We start from the raw sequence: 20,303 nt of genomic DNA, 5'->3' as shown, positions 1-20,303 counted from the left end.
TTTCCCTCCGGGGGGATGCTACATGGCGGATGCTACATGGCGAATGCGTTGAATCCTCCGTCTACTACGGCCACCGTGCCTGTGACAAAGGCCGAGGCATCGCTGATGAGGTATTGTATCGTTCCGCAAAGCTCCTCGGCACGGCCCATGCGTCCGAAGGGAGTTTGGCGAATCACATCTTGCCCGCGTTCCGTGTAGCTTCCGTCCGGGTTCGTCAGCAGGGCTCGGTTTTGCTCCGTGAGGAAGAATCCGGGGGCGATGGCATTCACGCGGATGCCTTCGCCAAACTTCCTGGCAACTTCGGCAGCCATGAAGGCGGTGAAGTTCGAGATACCCGCTTTGGCGGCGGCATATCCGGCCACGCGCGTCAGGGGGCGGAAGGCTGCCATGCTGGAAAAGTTGACGATGGCGCCGCGCTTCTGCTCCACCATCGGGCGGAGGAAGACTTGTGTGGGCAGCACGGTGCCCGTCAGGTTCAATTCCAGCACCCGTTGAAACTCCTCTGTCTTCAAGTCGAAGATGGTGCCCGTGGGGGCGATGGTGGCGCCCGGCATGTTTCCGCCGGCGGCGTTCAGCAGGGCGTCTATGCGGCCGTAGGCGGCGAGTATGTCGCTCAGGTTCTGCTCCAGGCGTGCGCGGTCGGTCACGTCGGTGGTCAGGAAGAGGGCTTCGCCGCCGGCTGCCTTGATGTCTGCCGCGAGGGCGTGTCCCACTTCGGCTTTGCGGCCCAGGATGACTACTTTGGCGCCCTCCTCTGCGAGGTGCAGGGCGATGGCCCTTCCCAATACGCCCGTTCCGCCGGTGATGACCACTACGCGGTGTTTGATGTCGAATAGGTTTTTCATACGATGTTTTGTCTACTGATTTTGTATTTTTCCGGTTCGATATTGCAAAATTATGGAATTCTCTTTAGAGTTCTCCTTATTTTCCGACTGAAATGAAGGCGGTGCCGCATATTTCTTCCTTGCAGCGGGCGCTTACCACTACCGGAACGTGGCTCTTGACGTAGATGCCTGCCCGTCCGCCCGTGGCTTGCAGGAGTTGCGACCCGTGGGCGGTTCCTTGGTTTCGGAGCAATGCTTCGCTGTCCGTGCAGCCGAATTCGATGAAGTGGCAGGCGTCGAGGCAGGGGATGCCGTCCTTGTCCAGCAGTTCGGCCTGTACCAGTATGGTTTCTTCGTCCACCTTGGCCTGTGTCAGGCGTATTTGGGCGGGGGCACCCCAAGGCTGTGTCTGGTAGGTCTGGTGTATCTTGTCGCGCAGGCAGGGCTTGTTGTCGCGGTAGGCGATGGCTTCAATTTCGTTTTCTCCCTCCTTCAGCACGGCGTTCCAGTGGAATCCGGCGGCAGGATAGTCTTGGCTGTCGCGCTTCTTCCGTCCTAAGGAGATGCCGTTGACGAAGAGTTCTGCTTCGGGGCAGTTGGAGTAAACGAGGATTTCCTTCGCCTCGCCCGCCTTGCCCCACCGCACAGGCCAGGAGTGCCCGTAGATGTGCAGCATCGGTTCGTGGCTCCAGTAGCTTTGGAAGACGTAGTAGCTCTCTTTGGGTGTGCCGTCGCGCTGCACTACGCCCTTTTGGTTGACGTAGGGGATGGGGTTCAGCGGGCGTAGCGGGGTGGAGAAGTCCTTGAAGGTCCAGAAGGCGCTTCCGGTGAGCCAAGGCATCTGCTCCTGCTCTTTCAGGTGCCAGTCGAAGAGGCGGACGATGTACGATTCGCTCCAGTCGCCGTTGCGGTCGCCCGCTTCGATGTCGAAGGAGGAGCCGTGTTTTGTCATTTGCTCCTCGGCGTGGCGTCCGGCGTGGCTGTCGCCGCCCCATTCGGCATGGATGAAGCGGGGCACGCTCTCGAAGCCCGCTTGTACCATCTCGCGGTAGTTGCGGAAGCGCCGCCCGTACCAGCCTGCCCAGATGCTGGGCGAATACACGTCCACGATGTCGCGGCAGAAGTCGCAACGGCGGATGACGGTGGGACGGGTGGGGTCAAGTCGGTGCGCGAGGTCGTTCAGTTCGCCCATAAAGGTGCGGATGCTGTCCGTGTCGAACTCCTCGAAGTCGCCCGGCCAGTCGTTTTCGTTGCCCGTGCCCCAAAGGATGACGCAGGGGTGGTTGCGGTGCTGGCCAATCATATTGGTGAGCATGCGGCGTGCCTGTTCGCGGTACTTCTCGCCGCCCAGTCCGCCACGGCACCACGGAATCTCTTCCCACACCAGAAGCCCCAGCTTGTCGCAGAGGCGGAGGATGATTTCCGACTGCTGGTAGTGGCCCAGGCGGATGAAGTTGGCGCCCATTGCCTTGATTTGCTTCATTTCGGCAATCATCATCTCTTCGGTGAGGGCGGCACCTACCCCGGCGTGGTCTTCGTGGCGATGGGTGCCGCGTAGCAACAGCCGTTGCCCGTTGAGGTAGAAGGGTCCTTTCTCCTCGAAGCGGATGTGGCGGAAGCCGAAATGCTCCGTGTGGGTCAGCAAGGTGTCGGTGCCTCCCGCAATGAGTTGGGCCCGGAAGGTGTAGAGGGCGGTGCTGTCGGGACTCCAGAGCGTGGGGCTTTTCAGGGCGAACCAGGCGCGGCAGGTGTCTTGCAGCGGGTAGCAGTCTTGGTAAATCTTCCTTCCTTCGGGCGAGAGGACGGTAATCATCAGTTCAGGCACTTCTTCGGACGGGGAGGCGGAGAGGGGACGTTCGGTAGTGACCTGCCACTCCACCTTGCCCAGCTTGTCGCCGGGAGTTGTCCGGGCGTTTATCTGCACTTGCCCGATGGAATGTGCGGGGGTATAAACCAAGTTGACATAGCGGTAGAGACCTCCGTAGAGGTTGAAGTCGGACATGTCGGAGGGAATTGTTTCCGTGTCGCGGCTGTTGTCGCAACGGATGGCGACGGGTATCTTCCCACCGAAGCGTTCGCGGCAGGCGGGGTTGGAGCGGAACTGTTCCACAGCTTCCGTGATGTCGGCTTTCCATTCGTCGTATCCGCCGGTGTGCGAGGCCACAAGGGTGGTGTAGACGTAGACTTCGGTGTTCTGTCCCGCGCCTTCAAACTCCAGGTAGATGCGCCCGTCTTGATAAGGGCTGTTTATATGGAGGGTGGTGCGATACCATCCGGCGCCTTGGTAGTAGTTCGTGTAGGGGTCTACCGCATCTTCGGCGTTGAAGCAATGGGGCAGGGTCACCTTCTGCCAGAGGGGGACGGCTTCGGGTTTTCCGGTTCCGGGCATGGGGCGCATCACTTCCCAGATGCTGCCCATGTCCTGACGGATGAACTCCCAACCCGTCGTAAGACGTTGTTTGCGGTCGGTGGGGATGAGGGCGGAAATGCTGTTTGCCCATAGGCAGGCAAGCAACAGGCAGAGTAGGTTTTTGAGTGTCTTCATATAGGGGTATATTGTATGATTTGTCAGACACCGGACTTTGTCGTGTCAGAATCCAGTGTCTGACGGCTCAAACACCGGACTCTGACGGCTCAAAGTCCGGTGTCTGACAATTGATGTTAAGCTGTTGATAATCAGAGGTGGTTATTCCGCATCCAGTGCCCTTTTCCGTGCCAGTGCCTCCAGATAGTAGTAGTCGGCATAGTTCAGCGGCACGTCTATCTCGCTTCCGCCTGGGTGGTGTCCGGTGGAGTGGAGAAGGAGGAAGCCGTAGTGCGTGCCCGGCTGTGCCTGGTAGTGGCTGTTGAGGCTGGCAACAATCTTGTCGGCTGTGGCACGGTAGCGGCGGCCCTTCTCGGGAGTCACGTAGGTGCAGAGTTCGTACAGACCGGAGGCGATGAGTGCGGCCGCGGAGGCGTCGCGCGGCACGTCGGGGTTCACGTTGTCGGGCGTGAGGTTGTTGATGTTGTCCATCTTCATGTCCCAGTAGGGCACGCCGTCGGCAGGCATGTGGGGCAGTGAGAGGAAGAAGTCGGCTATGTTTTCGCTCTGCTTCAGGTAGGCGGGGTTGCGTGTGAAGCGGTAGCACATGGCGTAGCCGTAGAGGCCCCAAGCCTGTCCGCGGCTCCAGAAGGAGTCGTCCGAGTGTCCCTGGTGCGTGCATTTCAGGCGGACGTCGCCCGTTTCGGGGTCATAGTCCACTACGTGATAAGACGAGTGGTCGGGCCGGAAGTGGTTCTTCATCGTGGTGTTGGCGTGGTCCACTGCCACCTTCCAGTAGACGGAGTCGCCGGTGAGCTGGGTGGCGCGGAACAGCATTTCGAGGTTCATCATGTTGTCGATGATGACGGGATACTTCCACTTGTCGCGGTTGTGGTCCCACGAGCGGATGCTCTTCACCTTGGGGCTGTAGCGGGTAATCAGCGTGCGGGCGCTCTGGATGACTACATCTTTATAAGACTGCTCACCCGTCAGTTCGTAGGCCTTGCCGAAGCTGTCGTACATCATGAAGCCCAGGTCGTGCGTGCCTTTGTGCCATTTGGCCTCTTCGATGGGCCAGGTCCAGGAGATGGCCGACTGCCGCCAGAAGTCGCTGTGTGTGTAGGCATACATCTGCCACAGGGAGCCGGGGAAGAAGCCCGAGCACCAGTCGTGGGGGTGTATCATGGCCAGCGAGCCGTCTTTGGCAATGGTACGTGGCACTACGCGGCGGCGTGCGGCGTTCTTCTGCTCCTTGCGTGCCTTGTCGGCGCACTGCATGGCGAGTTGCAGCTGTCCGGCGGCGAAGGCGTAGGCGTGGTCCACTTCGGTGGCTTGCACGTAGAGCAGGTTGAAGCGGTCGCCCAGGTCCAGCGTGCGGCAGTCGTTGTACAGGCGCAGGTAATCCTTGCGTGTGGGGTTGAGCCAGGTGGCGGTGCGGTAGAGGTCGCGGCAGAAGTTCTGTTGTGCTTCTTCCCATCCGCTTATCTGCCGGTAGGGCCATGTGCCCGAATCCTTGCCCATGTATTGTGCCAGAAAGTCCATCGCCTTGTAGAAGCTATGCCCGTCGTGTGCGGCAAGGGCTTCGGTGTCCATGTTCAGGTTGCGTGCCATGGTGAGGAGGTCGAGGATGTGGGTCAGGTTGTACTGTGAGTAGTGGAAAGCCAGTGTGCGGGTCAACTCGTGGGGCTGCTTGCCGTCCGTGTCAATCTGCTTGGCGATGCGGCGTGCGGGCAGGGCGTTGATGATGTCGATGGCTTGCTGCTGTTTGCCTCCGTAGAGCGAGAAGGCGGCTATCTGCACGTCGTAGGCGATGCTGTGGTTGTTCTTGCATTCCGCCTCTTCCTTGCCTTGCGGGCTGGAGAGCATCCAGTGGGTCAGTTGGGCGAACCAGGCCTTGAGTTGTTTGCTGTCTTTGGCGGTGAATGCTTTCGATGGTTCCAAGAGGGCCACGGCATCCAGCATCTCTACAAAGGAGTAGGTGTCTATCAGGCCGTAGGAGCGTCCTTTGTCGTTGTTGTGGCCCGGTGTCACTTGGGCATATTCCAGATTGGGGTTCATGCGGGTCTCTTTGTTGAGGAACCACACGCGGAGCAGTTCCGTAGCCTTTTGTGCGTAGCGCTCTTCTCCGCTGAAGTACCAGGCGAGGGCAAGGGTGGTGACACGGTTGGCGGTGGCTCCCAGACGGTTGCGGTCCAGCTTGTTCAGTTCGGGGTTCGATATGCCGTCGCGGTTGATGTAGGGCAGTCCGTGGGGTTTGGCGGGGTCGGGCCAGTAGTAGCGGGCCTGGCTCATGTAGTCGTGCTTGTCTCCGCTGGCAGGAGTCTTCTCCTTCATCATCACGGAGAGGGGTTCGGCATCCAGCAGACGGGTGGCTTCGGCTTTCAGTGCCTGGTAGGAGTGGGCATAGAAAGGCTTGTCGATGGATTGCTTCACGCTTTGCAGGTGGTCGGTGTTCCAGATGGACTGGGCTTGTGCGCCCGGCATCCAGAGGAGGAGGGCAAGTGCCCATTTGGTTGCTTTCTGTTTCATGGGTTTATGGGTTTTGTTATAAGTTTGTTTTCTGTGGGCGGCGCGGGTTCTTGATGTTTAATTCCTGTGCCTTATCTTGATTCCGTTCAGGAAGCTGTTTCCGCTTCGGGCATGGAATTTGATTTCGAGATGGTCTGTATCGTTGTCGACGATGTATTTCTTTCGCAAGGCGCGGAAGTAGCCGCTTGTGCGGCAGGGGGAGAGGGCATCTTCCACGGTCTTTCCGTTGATAGTGATGCGGAAGGCGTTCTCGCGGTTCTCTTGCTGCCTCTCGCGGCCCAGCAGGTAGGCTGTGGAGCTGTTCCGGCGGTAGATGTCGGTGAAGAGCAGTTCTACTTCGTAAACACCTTGGGGCACGTCGAAGCGGTAGCCTTCAAGGCCGTTGCGCAGGGTCTGGAACAGCGGGCCGTCGGTCGTCAGGCCGATTTCGGTCTGCGTGCCCGCTTCCTTGCCGCCGAGATGGCCCCAGCTGCCCGGGGTGTAGGGTTGGTCGGGAACCCAGGTCAGGTGACTCTCGTCGGAGGTGAAGAAGCAATGGCTGCCTACGTTGACGGCAAGTTCCAATCCGTTCAGATTGGTTTTGTCCAGCCTGTCGGGGATGGGGGTGAAACCTACCCGCAATCCGTCCGTCACCGGCTTGCCCTGATAGGTGGCGTGTGCCGAAAGGAAAGGTTCTTTCCGGAGGAACGGCACCTCGAAGAGGGCGGTGAAGTTCTCCGTCTTTTTCTTGCCTACGGATGTCCCGTCGATGAAGAGCTCCACTTCGGGACAGTTGGAGTAGACCTTGACGGGCAGCATCACCGGCTTGCCTTCCTGTTGTACACCGCTACGGCGTGTCCAGTCGCGGCTGGCAATGTGCAGCACGGGGATGTCGCTGCGCCATGCCGCTTTATAATAATAGTAAACGTCCTTCGGCGTGCGGTCGGCATAGACCAGCCCTTTGTTGTTGATGCGTGGCATGGATTCGTCTCTCAGTGCGGATGAGAAGTCGATGAAGTTCCAGTGTGTGCCGCCGCAGACGTAGGGCGTCTCTTCAAGCACGGGGAGGTAGTGCTCCAGGTATTTCTGCTGGTACTCGATGCTGAAGTCGAAGGCGCGGGGAGCGAGTGTGTGCAGCCGTCTGTCCGAACCGGCACCGTACTCGCTCACAATCATCGGGTGAGCGGGGTAGTTGCGGTGCTGTTCGGCGAGGAACTTCTCGAAGCCTGTGACGTCGCCTCCGTACCAGCCCTGGTAGAGGTTCCAGCCTACGATGTCGGTAATCTGGATCAGTCCGGTTTCGTTGTAGCTGTTGCTGCCGTGGAAGGCCATGGCGCTGATGCGTGTGGGGTCTTCCTGCTTCAAGGCATTCTCCAGCCGGCGGGCAAGGGCGAGGGTACGTTCCAGTACCGGTTTCAGTGCGTCGCCTTTGTGCTTGCGCTGTGCTACGAGGAGGATTTCGTTCATATATCCCCACGTGATGATGCTGGGGTGGTTGTAGTGCTGGCGAATCATCTCGCGCAGGTTACGTTCGCAGTTTTCCGCATACTCCGGTGTGTCGGGCACGATGTCTATGACGGGAATTTCTTCCCAGGCCAGCATTCCCAGTTTGTCGCACATCTCCAGCAACGCTTCGTCCTGCGGATAGTGTGAGATGCGGATGAAGTTGGCGCCCATCTCTTTCATCAGCCGGAAGTCGCGGCGGTGCATTTCGTCGGTCAGGGCCACGCCGATGGGCTTCTGGTCTTGGTGGCGGCAGATGCCGCGCAGCTTGTAGGGCTTGCCGTTGAGGAAGAAACCTTGGGCACCATCGAAGCGATACCAGCGGAAAGCGGTGGGATGCTCCGTGTGGTCCAGCACCTGTTTGCTCTTGGCATCGAGGAGCGTAGTTTCCACTTTATATATATGGGGTGTTTCGGGCGTCCATAACATGGGGTGCGAAACCGGCAGAAGTTCTTGCTCGAAGGCAAGCGTTTCTTCCGCTTTCAGTTGTATCTTTTTCTTTCGTGTCTGTAGCAACGTGCCGTCCGGTGCATAGAGGCGGGTCATCACTTCCAGGCTTGCCTTCTTCCGGTCGTCGTTTCTCACCTCTCCGCGGACGGACACCGTGCCTTGCTCTTCGCTGACTTGGGGTGTGGAGATAAAGATGCCGTCCGAACCCAAGTTGGTCAGGTGGAAGTGCTGTTTGGGCACCGCCGTGAGCCACACATCCCGGTAGATGCCTCCGAAGAAGGTGAAGTCGGCCGAGATGGGGGCGACGTCCTGCCGTGCATTGTCCACGCGGACGCTAAGTGTGTTGGGTGCGTCGGTGTGCAGATATTCCGTAAGGTCGAAAGTACATGCCGTGTAGCCTCCGGCGTGGCTTCCCACTTCCCGTCCGTTGACGTAGAGGGTGGCGGCTTTACTGGCGGCTTCCAGTTTCAAGAACAGCTGCTTGCCTTGCCACTCTTGGGGCAGGCGCAGGGTGCGGCGGTACCATCCGGTGCCACGGTAGTAGTCTTTTTCGGTATAGGCGTCTGTGTTCCAGGTGTGGGGCAGATGTATGTCTGTCCAGCTGTGGTCGTCGAAGGCACTGTCTGCTGCGGCGGGGCACTCTTCGCGGAGGAACTTCCAACTGTCGTTGATGGTTTGGGACTGGCGTTGGGCGTATGCCGGGAATAGGGTAAACAGGGATAAGACCGTTGTGGCTATCCAATGGCAACTCCTTTGTCGGCATATTGTCTCTTTTTTCATGATAGATGTGTTAAGTTATAAATAAATATCACTTCCAAATGTAATGAAAAGAGGCGGATATGAAAAAAAACGAGAAATATCCGCCTCATTGTTTAACCTGAATTTACAATCTTCCTCGATTTGGAAGATAAACCTATTAAAAACTGCTCTCTTCTGATTGGCATATTATAACTTCATTTGATAGAGTGAAGATATAGCTGTGATGTAGAGTCTACCTCCGGCAATGAGTAGAGAAGTGGGGCGTTCGGGAACTTCTATGGTCCTGATAAGCCTGCCTGCAGGGTCGAAGACGGAAATATTGCCATTGGCTACATATACATTACCTTCTGAGTCGGTTGTCACGCTCCGGTCGCCTCCGTCGGCAAATAGACGGCAGTTCTGCAAGAAGCCTTGGGCATCGGTATCTGCCTGGATAACTCGTTGGTGGTATTCGTCCAACAGGTAAATCGGATGTCCCGGAGTCGTTTTTACCAAAGAAGAGCAACGGAACAAGTCCTCGTAATAAGGGATGATGGTCACACCATCGGGAGCTATGAAGCATTGTTCCGGCTGTTTCCCGTTGTAATATTCGTTTTGGGTGATTGTCCTGTTGCCCAAGTAGTAGACCAGTTGGGGTGTGGAGACCTTCTTCATTTCTGCCAAAGGTAATACCCGGAAACTGTCATCCGGATTGTCGGGACGTATGGCATAGACTTTGGGTACATACGTGAATCCCCACAATCCGCCGGCTCCTTTCCAGCCGAACAGAGGGTGGTTGCCGTTGCGGATATCATCGTTATGGTAGCCTGGCTGGGAGATGTACTTGGTGACTACCAGCAGATTGTCCTGCGTATCGCACGCCAGTGCCACTGCATTCCATGGGAAATCGGCGATGGATGTCACTTTTCCGCTTTGTGCCTCCAGCTTGTAGATGCGCCGCATGCGGTGTTCGCAGAAGTAGATATTTCCCCGGTTGTCCTGCGTCAACCCGTCGATGAACTCAAAGCCGGTGGCGATGGGTTCTGCTTTCCCGGTTTCTTCATTCAGCGGATATTTCCGGTTCTCCTTGCCGGTCAGGCGGAGTCGTGCAAACTCCCAACGGCGTGCTTCTCGGCGGGTATTGACATCGTAAAGGCTGGCATTGGAAGTGAATTTTACGCGGGCATGTGCATAGTTGTGAAGGTTGAGGAACTCTATGTCCTCACAGTTCCATGTGCGTATGGCAGACGGATAGGACTTCAGCATGCGTGATACGCGGTAGGAGTAGAAGTTGGCAAAAGTCAGGTTCTTGCAGTCTATCAGGTCCAGCGGCTGCGTGTCGATGCCTTCCGCTTCCACTTCAAATTGGAAATCGTAGATTTTCCAGTTGGATACATTGCGGAAGATGGCTTCGTTACGCAAATGGTGTTCCAGAGACATGCCGTAGATGCGTCCCGGTGTTGCGGTATGGCTGACGTACAATCCAGCCGAGCTGTATTCGTTGGCAGTCCAGATGTCTCTGAATGTGCCTCCTCCGCCGTTGGTAATCCACAGGCTCCAGTGCTGGTTGTCCCAGGCGCGGGTGATGAGTTCGCGGGTTTCGGGAGTGACGGGCATAGGCTTTTCCATAGGATTGGCGGCACTTTGCCCGTTGTGGAAGAAGCGGGACTTGTCGTGTCCGCTGAATTTCACATCGTACATGTACGACCCCTCGCCTGCCATCCATTTGCAGTTGACGGCGCGGTAGTTGTAGGCATCGGCATTCAGGAAGATGCCGCACACGATGTTTTTACCGCCTTGCGGAGTGGTGAGTTGTGCCTGCGGGGCACCGAAACCGCTGAATGTGGGGTTACCGCCCAGTGTCAGCAGGAGGGTGGTGCCGGGGTGCAAGCCTATCAGATTGGTGTTCTGCTTCAGAACCAGCGGCTCTTTCACCACATACCAGCCCTGTGGGATGTAGATGTGGGCATACTTTTCCACCGCCTCCAGGAAGATTTGTGTGTCATCGCTGAAACCGTCTCCTTTGGCACCTAAATCACGTATATTCACCCATTGTTCCGTGGGTGGAAGTAGTGGTGTATCGCCGGCATCCAGCGGAGTAATCCGTTGGATGGGGACTATTTCGGCAAGCCGCACTATCTGGGGAGTATCTTCCAAGTTGTCGGCATTGAATCCGAATGTAAAGCGGGTTACCTGGTAGGTCTTTCCTTTGCCCGGTATCTGTTTGTCTATGGAACGTTCTTGGGCAAACTGGGGAACGTTCTTGCATTGAATATCTTTAAGATTGATTTGTGTTGCTGCATTTCCTGCATCTGTCAGTATGACTCCTGCTTGTTTCACATTCTCGAAGATGCAATCTTCCATGAATAGCCGGTCGGGGGCTTTGTCTTTGATTTTTATGGCTACGGGTACATTCTTTACCTGCATGCGGACAATGGTCAGTCCGCCTTCGTTGGTGAGGATGGCGCTGCTTCGTTGCTTCTCGAAGTATGAGTTCAGCAGCATGATGGGCCATCCGGGAGCGGACTTATTGGTGTCAATTCCATATTCGCCTCCGTAGATGGCGATATTCTCCAAGTGGTTTCCTGCATCGGCAATGCCGGCACGTCCGTTGCCTACATGGATGGCTACGCTGGAAATGGAGCAATGTTGTGCGAAGTGCGCACGGATGGCGGTTGCGTTGGGATTGCCGTCTTCAATCCGGATATCGATGTTCATCATCGAGCTGTAGAATGTTCCGGCATTGGCATCTCCCACACGTCTTTCGGGGTGGTAGCTTCCGCCGATGAACCAGAAGAGGTATTTCCCTTTGGCTGTTTCGCGGGTCACTTCCTGGAAACCGGGCGAGTGCTTGGCAAGCATGAAAACCGGGCGTTTGCTGCCATAGCCGATAAGGCGTACTCCGGAGGGGACGTAAATCGTCTTGCTGAGTTTGTAGGTGCCTTCGGGGACGAGGAGGATGCCGCATCCGTTTTCTTTTTGCTTTGTCCGGTTCAGCGCTTCTTGCAGGGCATCGGATACGTCAGTACTCCCATCAGAGGTGATGGGGAAGTCTTGGGAAGTGAAGTAAATGGCTTCGGCATCGTGCGGACGGGCAGTCAGTATGGATGCCGGTGTGTATGCCCAGCACATCTCCCGTGCCGAAAGGAGGAACAGAAGGGAGAGACATATAAGGAATGATTCGAGTCTTTTCATGACAAGGATAATGATTCTTAATGAAAATAAGGAGGGTACATCGAAATATGTTTGCAACTGTCCGGCGGACGTATTCTGACGTACCTTCCTTATTCAGCAAAAACGTGGTTCGTTGGTTATTTCAGGGGATAACGTTTGAGGCTGATGGTTACTTTGCCGCTGTTGTCTATGCGGTTCACATACACAAAGGCAGCATACTTGCCATCGGCGCTCTTCATGAAGACCCCGTCGTCGTTCTTCAGGTTGAGCACGTAGTTGAAGGCACGGCTCAGGTCGAGTGTCTCGAAGTCGACGTCATCCACATAGACAGCCGGGTTAGCACCTTTCAGCTGTGCATCGTGTACTTGTGCGCGTTGTTCCATCGGTGTATCGTTGGATGCGCCCGAAGGGATAATACCGCTGAGGGCGATGAATTTCGGGTCGGTTGCCGGAGAGACGAAAGAGTGTCCGTAGTCGAACCCGTCATCGGTCTTTGCCTGGTAGTTGTAGATGAAGTCGATTTTATTCCCCATGCTTGCCGCTTCGGCAGTGGTATAGGCAGCCATGTCTTCGAGTGAGAAGCAGCATGCCGCTCCGTTCTCCAGTTCGATGAGGCGCTTCATATCCATCTTTGAAACGGGGTAGGAAGGAGTCTCATAAGTGACCTTGCTTCCGGTTGTGGAAGTTGCCGTGAAGGTGATGTGAAAGCTTTTTCCTTTGGCTTCGGCAGGCACCACGTAATTGTAGCGCAGTGTGGCAGCGATCAGTTCCGACTGGCTGGTGCCCACGGCGACACTCGGGTTGAAGTAGTGGGTATCTATGGTCTCCATCATGTTGGCAACGGAGGTAGCACCGCTGGTCGAGGCATCCTTTACGGTCTGCAAGGGCACTTCGTCACCACCTCGGTAGTTCACACCGTTTACGGAGATGTCACCTCGTGCTGTGAACCAGGAGTACAGTTCGAAGTCGGTACCGGTAGCTCCGGCAAAGGAGGCAATGGCTTCTGCCTTTGCCAACCGTCCTTCCGTAGTACCCATGGCATAAGCGAATTCAATCTTCTCGCCGATAATGGCGGGAGCGGTTGTTTTCTTTATCATGTCGTTCTTGAGGCCCGACTCATCGTCGCTGCTGCATGCGAAGCAGGCGAGGGCGATGGTGGAAAACATGGCATATTTCAATAGTTTCATAACTTGTTTTTGTTTTTTTGATGTTTAAATGTTTCTATCACTCACCTTGCACAGTAACGGTAATGGTATAGGTCTTCTTTACTTTACGGTTACCGGAGATTACGGTGTATTGGCGTGGTTGGCTGAAGTCAGTCCATTCGCCCATGTTGGGAGTCACGATACAGTCTTTTGCCACACCGCACTGGGGCTTCACATTCTTGAGGTTGGTACCGAATTTTGCCACGCCAGTAATGGTGTTTGCCTCGTCGTCGATGTTGTAGCTGGCAAGCACGTCGCGGTTGTCCGGACCTCTGAGGATGAAGGAGGAGATGTAGCATTCTTCGCTGTCGGTAATCAGCAGGTCGTTGTCATCTACCGGATAGTCGTTGCAACCCTGTGACAGGAGGCAGACGGCAAGGAACATCACTATTCTATAGATACTTTTCATATTGTTTGTCTTTTTTCGGTTCATACTGTTTTGGTTATCTCCACGGGGTGTTCTGTGTCAGGTTCGGATTGCGGTTGCGCTCGCCTTCAGGGATTTGGTAGATGTAATACTTCTGGAAGTCGAGTTCGGAGGCATTCTTGAACTGGTCGCGTACACGTGCGCCGTTGGTGTCATAGAGGGTAAGACCATCGCTCTGGGCAGGGCCGAATACATCGTGTGCCTTTCTCCAGCGGCGGATGTCGAACGGGCGGTGTCCTTCGGTAGCAAGTTCTACGATACGTTCCTGCTCGATGGTCTTGAAGAATTCTTCTTTGTCGGCATATTTGTCGGCAGCTAATGCGGGCAGATTGCCGCGGCTACGGATTTTGTTGAGCAGTGCCACACATTCGTCCGTGGGACCGTTGGTCTCGTTGACAGCTTCGGCATACATCAGATAGACATCGGCAAGGCGCATGAGGTAGAAGTCTTGCGGTCCGTCCGTGCGGTCCCATCCTGCCTCTTGGCGTATCCATTTGCGATAGATATAGCCGGTGCGGCCGCTGGCATCGTTGTTGATGAATCCGGCTCCTTGGTTATAGGTTCCATACATCCAGGTGTAGGCAGGATATTGGCTGCGCAGTTCCATACCGCCGTTCTCGATACCGACGTATGTTTCGCCGTCCCACATGATGGTGGACTTCATGCGCCAGTCGCGGTTCTCATAGCTGGCGCGGTTGCGGGCACCGTTCTCCAGGTTGGCATCTTTGTTCATTACCAGTTGGGGCAGGAAGTCGCCGGTGATGGTGGACTGGTAGCGGTCGGCAAGGAACGAAGTGGGCATAATCCAGCATTGTGCGTTTGCCGTGGTTCGTGTACCGAAGTCGCGCAGCAGGCTTTCGCCTTGTCCCAGGTTAGGACCTCCGTAGGATATGGCGTAGATGATTTCGGAGCAGTTCTCGTTATAATATTGGAAGAGGCTTCCGTACGTGGGGGATTCGTAAGTACCAGGATCACCATCGCCCAGAATCGTCAGTCCGTAATTGTTGATTACAGCCTTGAAGTCGGTAGCGGCAGCCTTGTAGTAAGTGTCTGCTGTAGCGGTGCTGGCTGTAAAGCCATCCAGTTCGGGCCATCCGAACTTATTCCAGCAAGCGTAGTACAGTTCAATCTTTCCCTTGAAGGCGAGGGCGGCTACCTGTGTGGCACGTCCATAGTCTGTACCGTATTTCACGGGCAACTTCTCGGCGGCATACTGCAGGTCGTCGAGCAGGTCTTTTACGATGTCCGCAATGGGAGTACGCACGAGCGAGCAAGCTTCGGCATCGCCGTTCAGCACGTGGCGGTAGTAGGGCACGTCGCCCCAGTTCTCTATCAGGCGGAAGTAGGCGAGGGCACGCAGGAAGTAGTTCTCGGCATTGATGGTTTCTAGCGATGACTTGATGGTGGCGTTCTGTTCGTTTTCAATCATGCGCTCCACATAGGATATGGTGTAGTTGGCACGGTTGATGACGCGGTAGGCGTTGTTCCACATGGACGAGAAGCCGCTGGTAATCCAGCCTGCCGGTTGCCAGGCGCTGATGCTTCCCAAGCTCTTGCCGCGTGTGTTTTGGAATTCGCCGTGTCCATCGTAGTAGTGTTCGGTCGCGAACAGGGTACGTGTGGCGTTATAGACACCGTAAGTGGAGGTCAGCGCATCGTCTGTACTCTTCCAGAAGAGGTCGGAAGATACTTCGGTAGTTGCGGGACGGTTCAGCAAGTCGTCCACGCAAGAGGTAGAGAGGCTTGTCAGCCCGGCTAATGCTATATATTTGATATACTTCATATATTTCTTGTTTAAAGTTCAGATTATCAAAATTCGATGTTCAATCCCACGGAGTAAGTCTTTACCAGCGGGTAGAAGTCGTTTCCGTGCGGCTTTTCCGGATTGATACCCTTCCAGGGAGTCAACGTGAAGATATTTTCGCCAGAGAGGTAGAAGCGTGCGCGGTTGAAACCAATCTTCTGCATGTAGCGTTCGGGGATGGTGTAACCGATTTGCAGGTTCTTCAGGCGGAAATAGTTAGTGTTGTAGGCATAGAACGTGCTTTCTGCGCGGTTGTGTGAGCCTTGGTTCCCGGTGATGATACGGGGGAGGGAGGCATGGCGGTTGTCCAATGACCAAGTGTCGGTCCAGTGGAATTGCTGGAAGGCGAAGCGGTCTTGCGGAATCGTGTTGGTGTTCAAGTCGTCCAACCACACGTCGGTACGTCCGTAGTTGCCTTGGAAGAGTGCTTGGATGTCGAATCCCTTGTAAGCACCGGTCAGGGTGATACCGAACTGTCCCATCGGGGTGTCGCGGTATTTGTTGGTATAGGCTTTCTTGTCCAGGTCGCTGATTACTCCGTCGCCGTTGATATCCTTAATCATGATGTCACCCGGGGCGATGTGGTCGTTGCCCTGATAAGGCGCGTTGGCGATGTCTCCCCAGCTCTGTACAAGTCCCGGATAGGCTTCGTAGATGTAGAGGAAGTGATAGGGCATGTCGAGCATAGTCCAGCCGCGGTCTAGGTGGTCACCCCATTTCTCTAGCTTGTTCACGTTGTAGGAAGCGTTCACGTTGATGCTGTAGTCGAACTTGCGGATTTTGGAACGCCAAGTGATGTTGGCTTCCACACCACGGTTGCGTAGGTCGGCAACGTTGATGCGTGGAGCTGAGTAGCCTGTCAGCAGGGATGAGATGCTGGAACCGCGAATCATGCCGGTGGTGAAACGGTCGTACCAGTCGAGTTCGGCAGTCAGTTGGTTGTTGAAGAATCCCAGGTCGAATCCCACGTTGAATACGCGTGTCTCTTCCCAAGAGAGGTCTTTGTTCACCATCTTGTTGGCGCTGAAGCCGGTTACCAGTGTGTTGTTGCCTACCACGTAGTTGGTGGTGCTCATGGTCTCCTTCTGTTCGTAGTGGCCCACACCGGAGTTGTTACCCAGCGTACCGTAAGAGGCGCGGAACTTCGCGTTGCTGACGGTTCTCTTCAACGGCTCGAAGAACTTCTCTTCGGAGATACGCCATCCGATGGCAGCCGAGGGGAAGAAGCCCCACTGATGTCCTTTGGCAAAACGGGATGAACCGTCGGAGCGGAACGTAAATTCAAACAAGTATCTGTCGAACAGGGTATAGTTGAGTCGTCCGATGAATGAACGAAGACCTTCGGAGTTGGAAGAACCGGAGTTGGTTTGTTCGGAGGGAGAGGCTGCATCGATTTCTTCCAAAGAGTTGTGCAGGCGGTTCTTGCGTTGTGCCCATAAGCTGCGGTTATACCAATATTCTTCGGCAGCATTGAACATGGCGGCGATGTGGTGTCCTTTGGCAATCTCCTTTTCATACGAGATGCGGCCTTGGAACAGGGTTTTATGCCCTTCGTAGTTGCCGTTGTTTATCAGGTCGCCGGTGTCGGGCATGGTACGCGACACTTCACCGGTCTGGAAATTCATCTGCTTGACAACGTTCTGCACGGTCTTGCTGAATTCGTTGTAGTATCTCAGTGCGTAGCTGACGTTTACTTTTAGGTCTTTCAGCGGTTCCCATTCCATGTAGGCGTTTCCGTTGAACTCCTTGCGGCTGGTGTTAGTGCGATAAGCTTCGTATTCGGCAATGGCGTTACCGGCAGAGGTGTTCTCACCGTAGGCCATGCTACCGCCGTATTCGCCTGTCTCGGGATGACGGTTGAGTACACCCGAGATGACATACTTCAGACCGGCGGTCTCCAATCCGCTGCCGCGCGGTGTCTGTCTTTCCGACCATGTGCCATCGGTCTTTACGCCAATCTTCACGTTGTCGCGAATTTTATAATCCAAGTTGAGGCGCATGTTGTAGCGGCTGTAGTCGTTGTGAATCTGCAAACCTTCCTGGTTCATGACGCCGATAGAGGTATAGAAGTTCATCTTGTCCGAACCTCCGGATGCCGATACCGTGTGGTTCTGGATGGAACCGGTGCGGAACATTTCATCAAACTGGTCGGTGTTGGGGAAGAGGATGGGGTCTACCATGCTCATGGCAAGCCATTGTTCGGCAGAAGCCGGGCGGAAGTTGGTAGAGTTGTTGCCGGAAGCCGCTGCACGCATATGCATGGTCAGCGCGCGGCTGTAGTCGGCCATGTAGTCGTAGAATTCCACGGGGCTGGACCATGCGTAGGAGCCGTTGTAGTTCACTTTCGCCTTGCTCTCTTTCAGTCCGCTCTTGGTAGTGATAAGGATAACGCCATTGGCAGCACGCGAACCGTATACGGCAGACGAAGCCGCATCTTTCAACACGGAGATGCTTTCGATGTCGTTCATGTTGATGCGGTTGATGTCTACGTCGGGCATGCCATCCACCACAATCAGCGGGTCTGAGTTGTTGATGGACCCCAGACCGCGCACCTTCAATGAGGCACCGTCGCCTCCGGCAAAACCGGTGCTTTGGCTTACCACCAGGCCCGGAACCAGACCGGAGAGGCTGGAAGATACGTTGGTAATGGAACGGCTGGCGATGTTCTCGTCGATTTTCACGGCAGACACCGAACCGGTCAGGTTGACTTTCTTTTGCGTACCGTAACCGATGACCACGACTTCATCCAAGGCTTGTGAGTCTTCGGAGAGGGTGACTACAATATGGTTTTTTCCTTTCAGTTCGATTTCCTGAGTGGTGTAACCGATGAAAGAAACCACCAGCGTGGCGTTGGGCGGGGCTTGCAGGGAGAATTTTCCATCCAAATCGGTGATGGCACCATTGGTAGTCCCCTTTACGGTCACATTGGCACCGATGACGGTTTCTCCCAGTTTGTCTTTCACCGTACCGGTAATCTGGACATTCTGTGCCGTAGCGGCTCCAATGCCGATAAATAGCAATAGGAATACAAATAAATGTTTCATACGAAATTTTTTTAATGAATAAATGTTGGTTTCATGGTTTTGAAGAGGTGTTGTTCTCTTTGGGAAGATGCAGCGAGCCGATGCGTGTGCCGACTCGTCGGGTGATTTTTCTGCGAGTGTTATTTCATAGGCGGTTCTTTTTTTTAGGGGTTATTGGTATAGTCTGTTTACTTAATGATTTTTTTTGTAGGCTTCTTTCAGCTCCTCATACCATTTCTGTAGGACGAAGAATGCCTTCTTCTTTTGTCCTTTGTCTGATACCAGTCCCTTGCGGTTGAAGTCATCTTGTATTTCGGGTACGTGACGACGGGGAGAGCGGAAATCTTTCAAAATCCATGGTGTGGTGCCTGCCAGTCCTGGAATGCGTTTCAGCATTTGGATGTGGCGTATATACATGTCTTCTTGATATTCTTCGGTGAAGCGTTCTTGAGGTGACCCGTGTCGGCCGTATAAGGCACCGCCTCCAAGTTCGCTGATGAATACTGGTTTAGGGGTTTCGAACGTCCAGTTGACGCGATCGCATTTCTCGGAGTCACCATCGTACCAGCCTACGTATTCGTTAAAACTTATGATGTCCAACACTTTGTCCAATGGGTCGTTTACTGTCATCAGGCCGGGACTGACTTCTTCTTTTTCCATAGCTGCACCTATCAGGCGCACATTGTCGAGACTTCTTGCTTTGTTGGCCAAGTTGGCCAGAAAGGTCAGACGTGGTTCGCTGATGGGAGTTTCGTTGGCAATGGACCAAATGATGATGTTGCAACGGTTTTTGTCGCGTGCAATCATGTCGCATAACTGTTGTTCGGCATTCCGATAGGTTTCTTTGTTTTCCCAATGAATAGTCCAATAAACAGGAATCTCTGACCATACAAGGAAACCCATCCGTTCGGCTTCGCGCACCATTTCTTCATTGTGTGGATAGTGGGCCAAGCGCACGAAGTTGCATCCAAGTTCCTTGGCCCAGCTCAGCAGGGTGTGTGCGTGGTCTTTAGAGTAGGCACGACCGCTGTAGTAGGCTGTTTCTTCGTGGATGCTGATGCCTCGGCAAAATATTTCCCGATTGTTCAGCATTATCTTGGTGCCTTCGGTACGGATGGTTCGGAAACCTATTTCGTCAGTTACTTTATCAGCCCCGGAAGTAATGGTTATGGCATATAGCTTGGGGTTCTCCGGAGTCCACAAAAGGGGGGCGGCTTTTACCTGAAAGGAGGCATAGCCGTCTGCATTGGTGGTAACCTCTTTTTTGATTTTCAATTCAGGAATGTCTAGCGTTACTTTTTGGGATTGGGTGTTGCCGTCCAGTTGTATCCAACCCTCGATGGTGCGTGTGTCGTCCTTTTTCAGCTGTACATAATAGTCGCGGATGTAGGTCGAAGGCGTTTCTACCAGACTGACCGGGCGGGTGATACCTCCAAAATTCCACCAATCAGCATTTATGGTGGGCACTGCTTCGGGAATCCGTTTGTTGTCTGCTTTCACTACCAGGCTATTTGTACCTTCTTTCAGCAAGTGGGTTATTTCAAAATTGAAGGGGGTGAATCCTCCTATGTGCTTGCCCAGTTGCTTGCCATTCAGCCACACGATGGCTTCGTAGTTGACTGCTCCGAAGTTCAAGAAAAGCCGTTTGCCGGGTTCTAATGAGTATTCGAAGTGTTTCCGATACCACACGGTTCCTTCGTAATAGTATAATTGGGGACGTTGTGTGTTCCAGTCGCCGGGGACAAATAGCAGTTTGTCTGTTTCGAAATCATACTCTTGTAGTTTGGTCTTGTCCGAATAGGTTTTATCTTGGGCATATCCTCCGTCGTAGGGTTTCAGTCGATAATCGTAGTATCCGTTTTCAAACGGGTCGACGATGGTTTTCCATTGTCCGTCGAGCGAGGTGGTCTGGCGTGAACCGATATTCATGATGGAAGGAGCCTGTTGGGCAAATGCCGTTGCTGCTAGGAGGGATGCCAATAGGAAAGCAAAAACTTTTTCTTGTAGGTGTTTCATGTCATTAAATTTTTAGGGTTATACCGGTCGGTTTTTATTACCGGCAGATTGTACTTCTTTGCGCAAATTGATGGCAAATGTATCATCATATTATATGTCTTCTCCGA

10 protein-coding genes are annotated in these 20,303 nt (G+C 54.5%); all 10 read right to left on the bottom strand.

Features of this window, described 5'->3' with window-relative positions:
- Positions 1-32: 32 nt before the first annotated feature.
- The 10 genes from HU824_RS02250 to HU824_RS02205 all read right to left on the bottom strand — a co-directional run bounded on the left by HU824_RS02250 (position 33) and on the right by HU824_RS02205 (position 20,196).
- Positions 33-845 carry an SDR family oxidoreductase gene (locus HU824_RS02250; RefSeq protein ID WP_136008723.1) on the bottom strand — a complete coding sequence of 271 codons (813 nt, stop codon included), beginning with the start codon at positions 843-845 and terminating at the stop codon, positions 33-35.
- A 76-nt stretch (positions 846-921) separates the two neighbouring features.
- A complete protein-coding gene (locus tag HU824_RS02245; protein WP_176467946.1) occupies positions 922-3,369 on the bottom strand; it encodes a glycoside hydrolase family 2 TIM barrel-domain containing protein in 2,448 nt (815 codons plus the stop codon).
- A 141-nt stretch (positions 3,370-3,510) separates the two neighbouring features.
- The gene (locus tag HU824_RS02240; RefSeq protein ID WP_176467945.1) at positions 3,511-5,877 is read right to left on the bottom strand and encodes an alginate lyase family protein; all 2,367 of its coding nucleotides are present in this window, start codon (positions 5,875-5,877) and stop codon (positions 3,511-3,513) included.
- Positions 5,878-5,934: 57 nt separating this feature from the next.
- Positions 5,935-8,589 carry a glycoside hydrolase family 2 TIM barrel-domain containing protein gene (locus HU824_RS02235; protein WP_176467944.1) on the bottom strand — a complete coding sequence of 885 codons (2,655 nt, stop codon included), beginning with the start codon at positions 8,587-8,589 and terminating at the stop codon, positions 5,935-5,937.
- A gap of 165 nt (positions 8,590-8,754) precedes the next feature.
- Positions 8,755-11,742 carry a glycosyl hydrolase family 28-related protein gene (locus HU824_RS02230; protein ID WP_176467943.1) on the bottom strand — a complete coding sequence of 996 codons (2,988 nt, stop codon included), beginning with the start codon at positions 11,740-11,742 and terminating at the stop codon, positions 8,755-8,757.
- 116 nt (positions 11,743-11,858) lie between these two features.
- Positions 11,859-12,908, bottom strand: coding sequence for a DUF4466 family protein (locus HU824_RS02225; protein WP_176467942.1), 1,050 nt, complete (start codon positions 12,906-12,908; stop codon positions 11,859-11,861).
- Between the two features lie 37 nt (positions 12,909-12,945).
- Positions 12,946-13,335, bottom strand: coding sequence for a hypothetical protein (locus HU824_RS02220; RefSeq protein WP_025831735.1), 390 nt, complete (start codon positions 13,333-13,335; stop codon positions 12,946-12,948).
- A gap of 34 nt (positions 13,336-13,369) precedes the next feature.
- On the bottom strand, positions 13,370-15,136 hold the full coding sequence (locus HU824_RS02215) for a RagB/SusD family nutrient uptake outer membrane protein (protein ID WP_176467941.1): 1,767 nt from the start codon (positions 15,134-15,136) through the stop codon (positions 13,370-13,372).
- Positions 15,137-15,162: 26 nt separating this feature from the next.
- On the bottom strand, positions 15,163-18,201 hold the full coding sequence (locus tag HU824_RS02210) for a TonB-dependent receptor (RefSeq protein WP_176467940.1): 3,039 nt from the start codon (positions 18,199-18,201) through the stop codon (positions 15,163-15,165).
- Between the two features lie 171 nt (positions 18,202-18,372).
- On the bottom strand, positions 18,373-20,196 hold the full coding sequence (locus HU824_RS02205) for a glycoside hydrolase family 2 protein (RefSeq protein ID WP_176467939.1): 1,824 nt from the start codon (positions 20,194-20,196) through the stop codon (positions 18,373-18,375).
- Positions 20,197-20,303 lie beyond the last annotated feature (107 nt).

The organism is Bacteroides sp. L10-4 (assembly GCF_013373675.1).
Taxonomy (GTDB): Bacteria; Bacteroidota; Bacteroidia; order Bacteroidales; family Bacteroidaceae; genus Bacteroides; species Bacteroides muris.
Note: the sequence above shows the minus strand (reverse complement) of the source record. Positions and strands in the feature narration are given on the sequence as shown.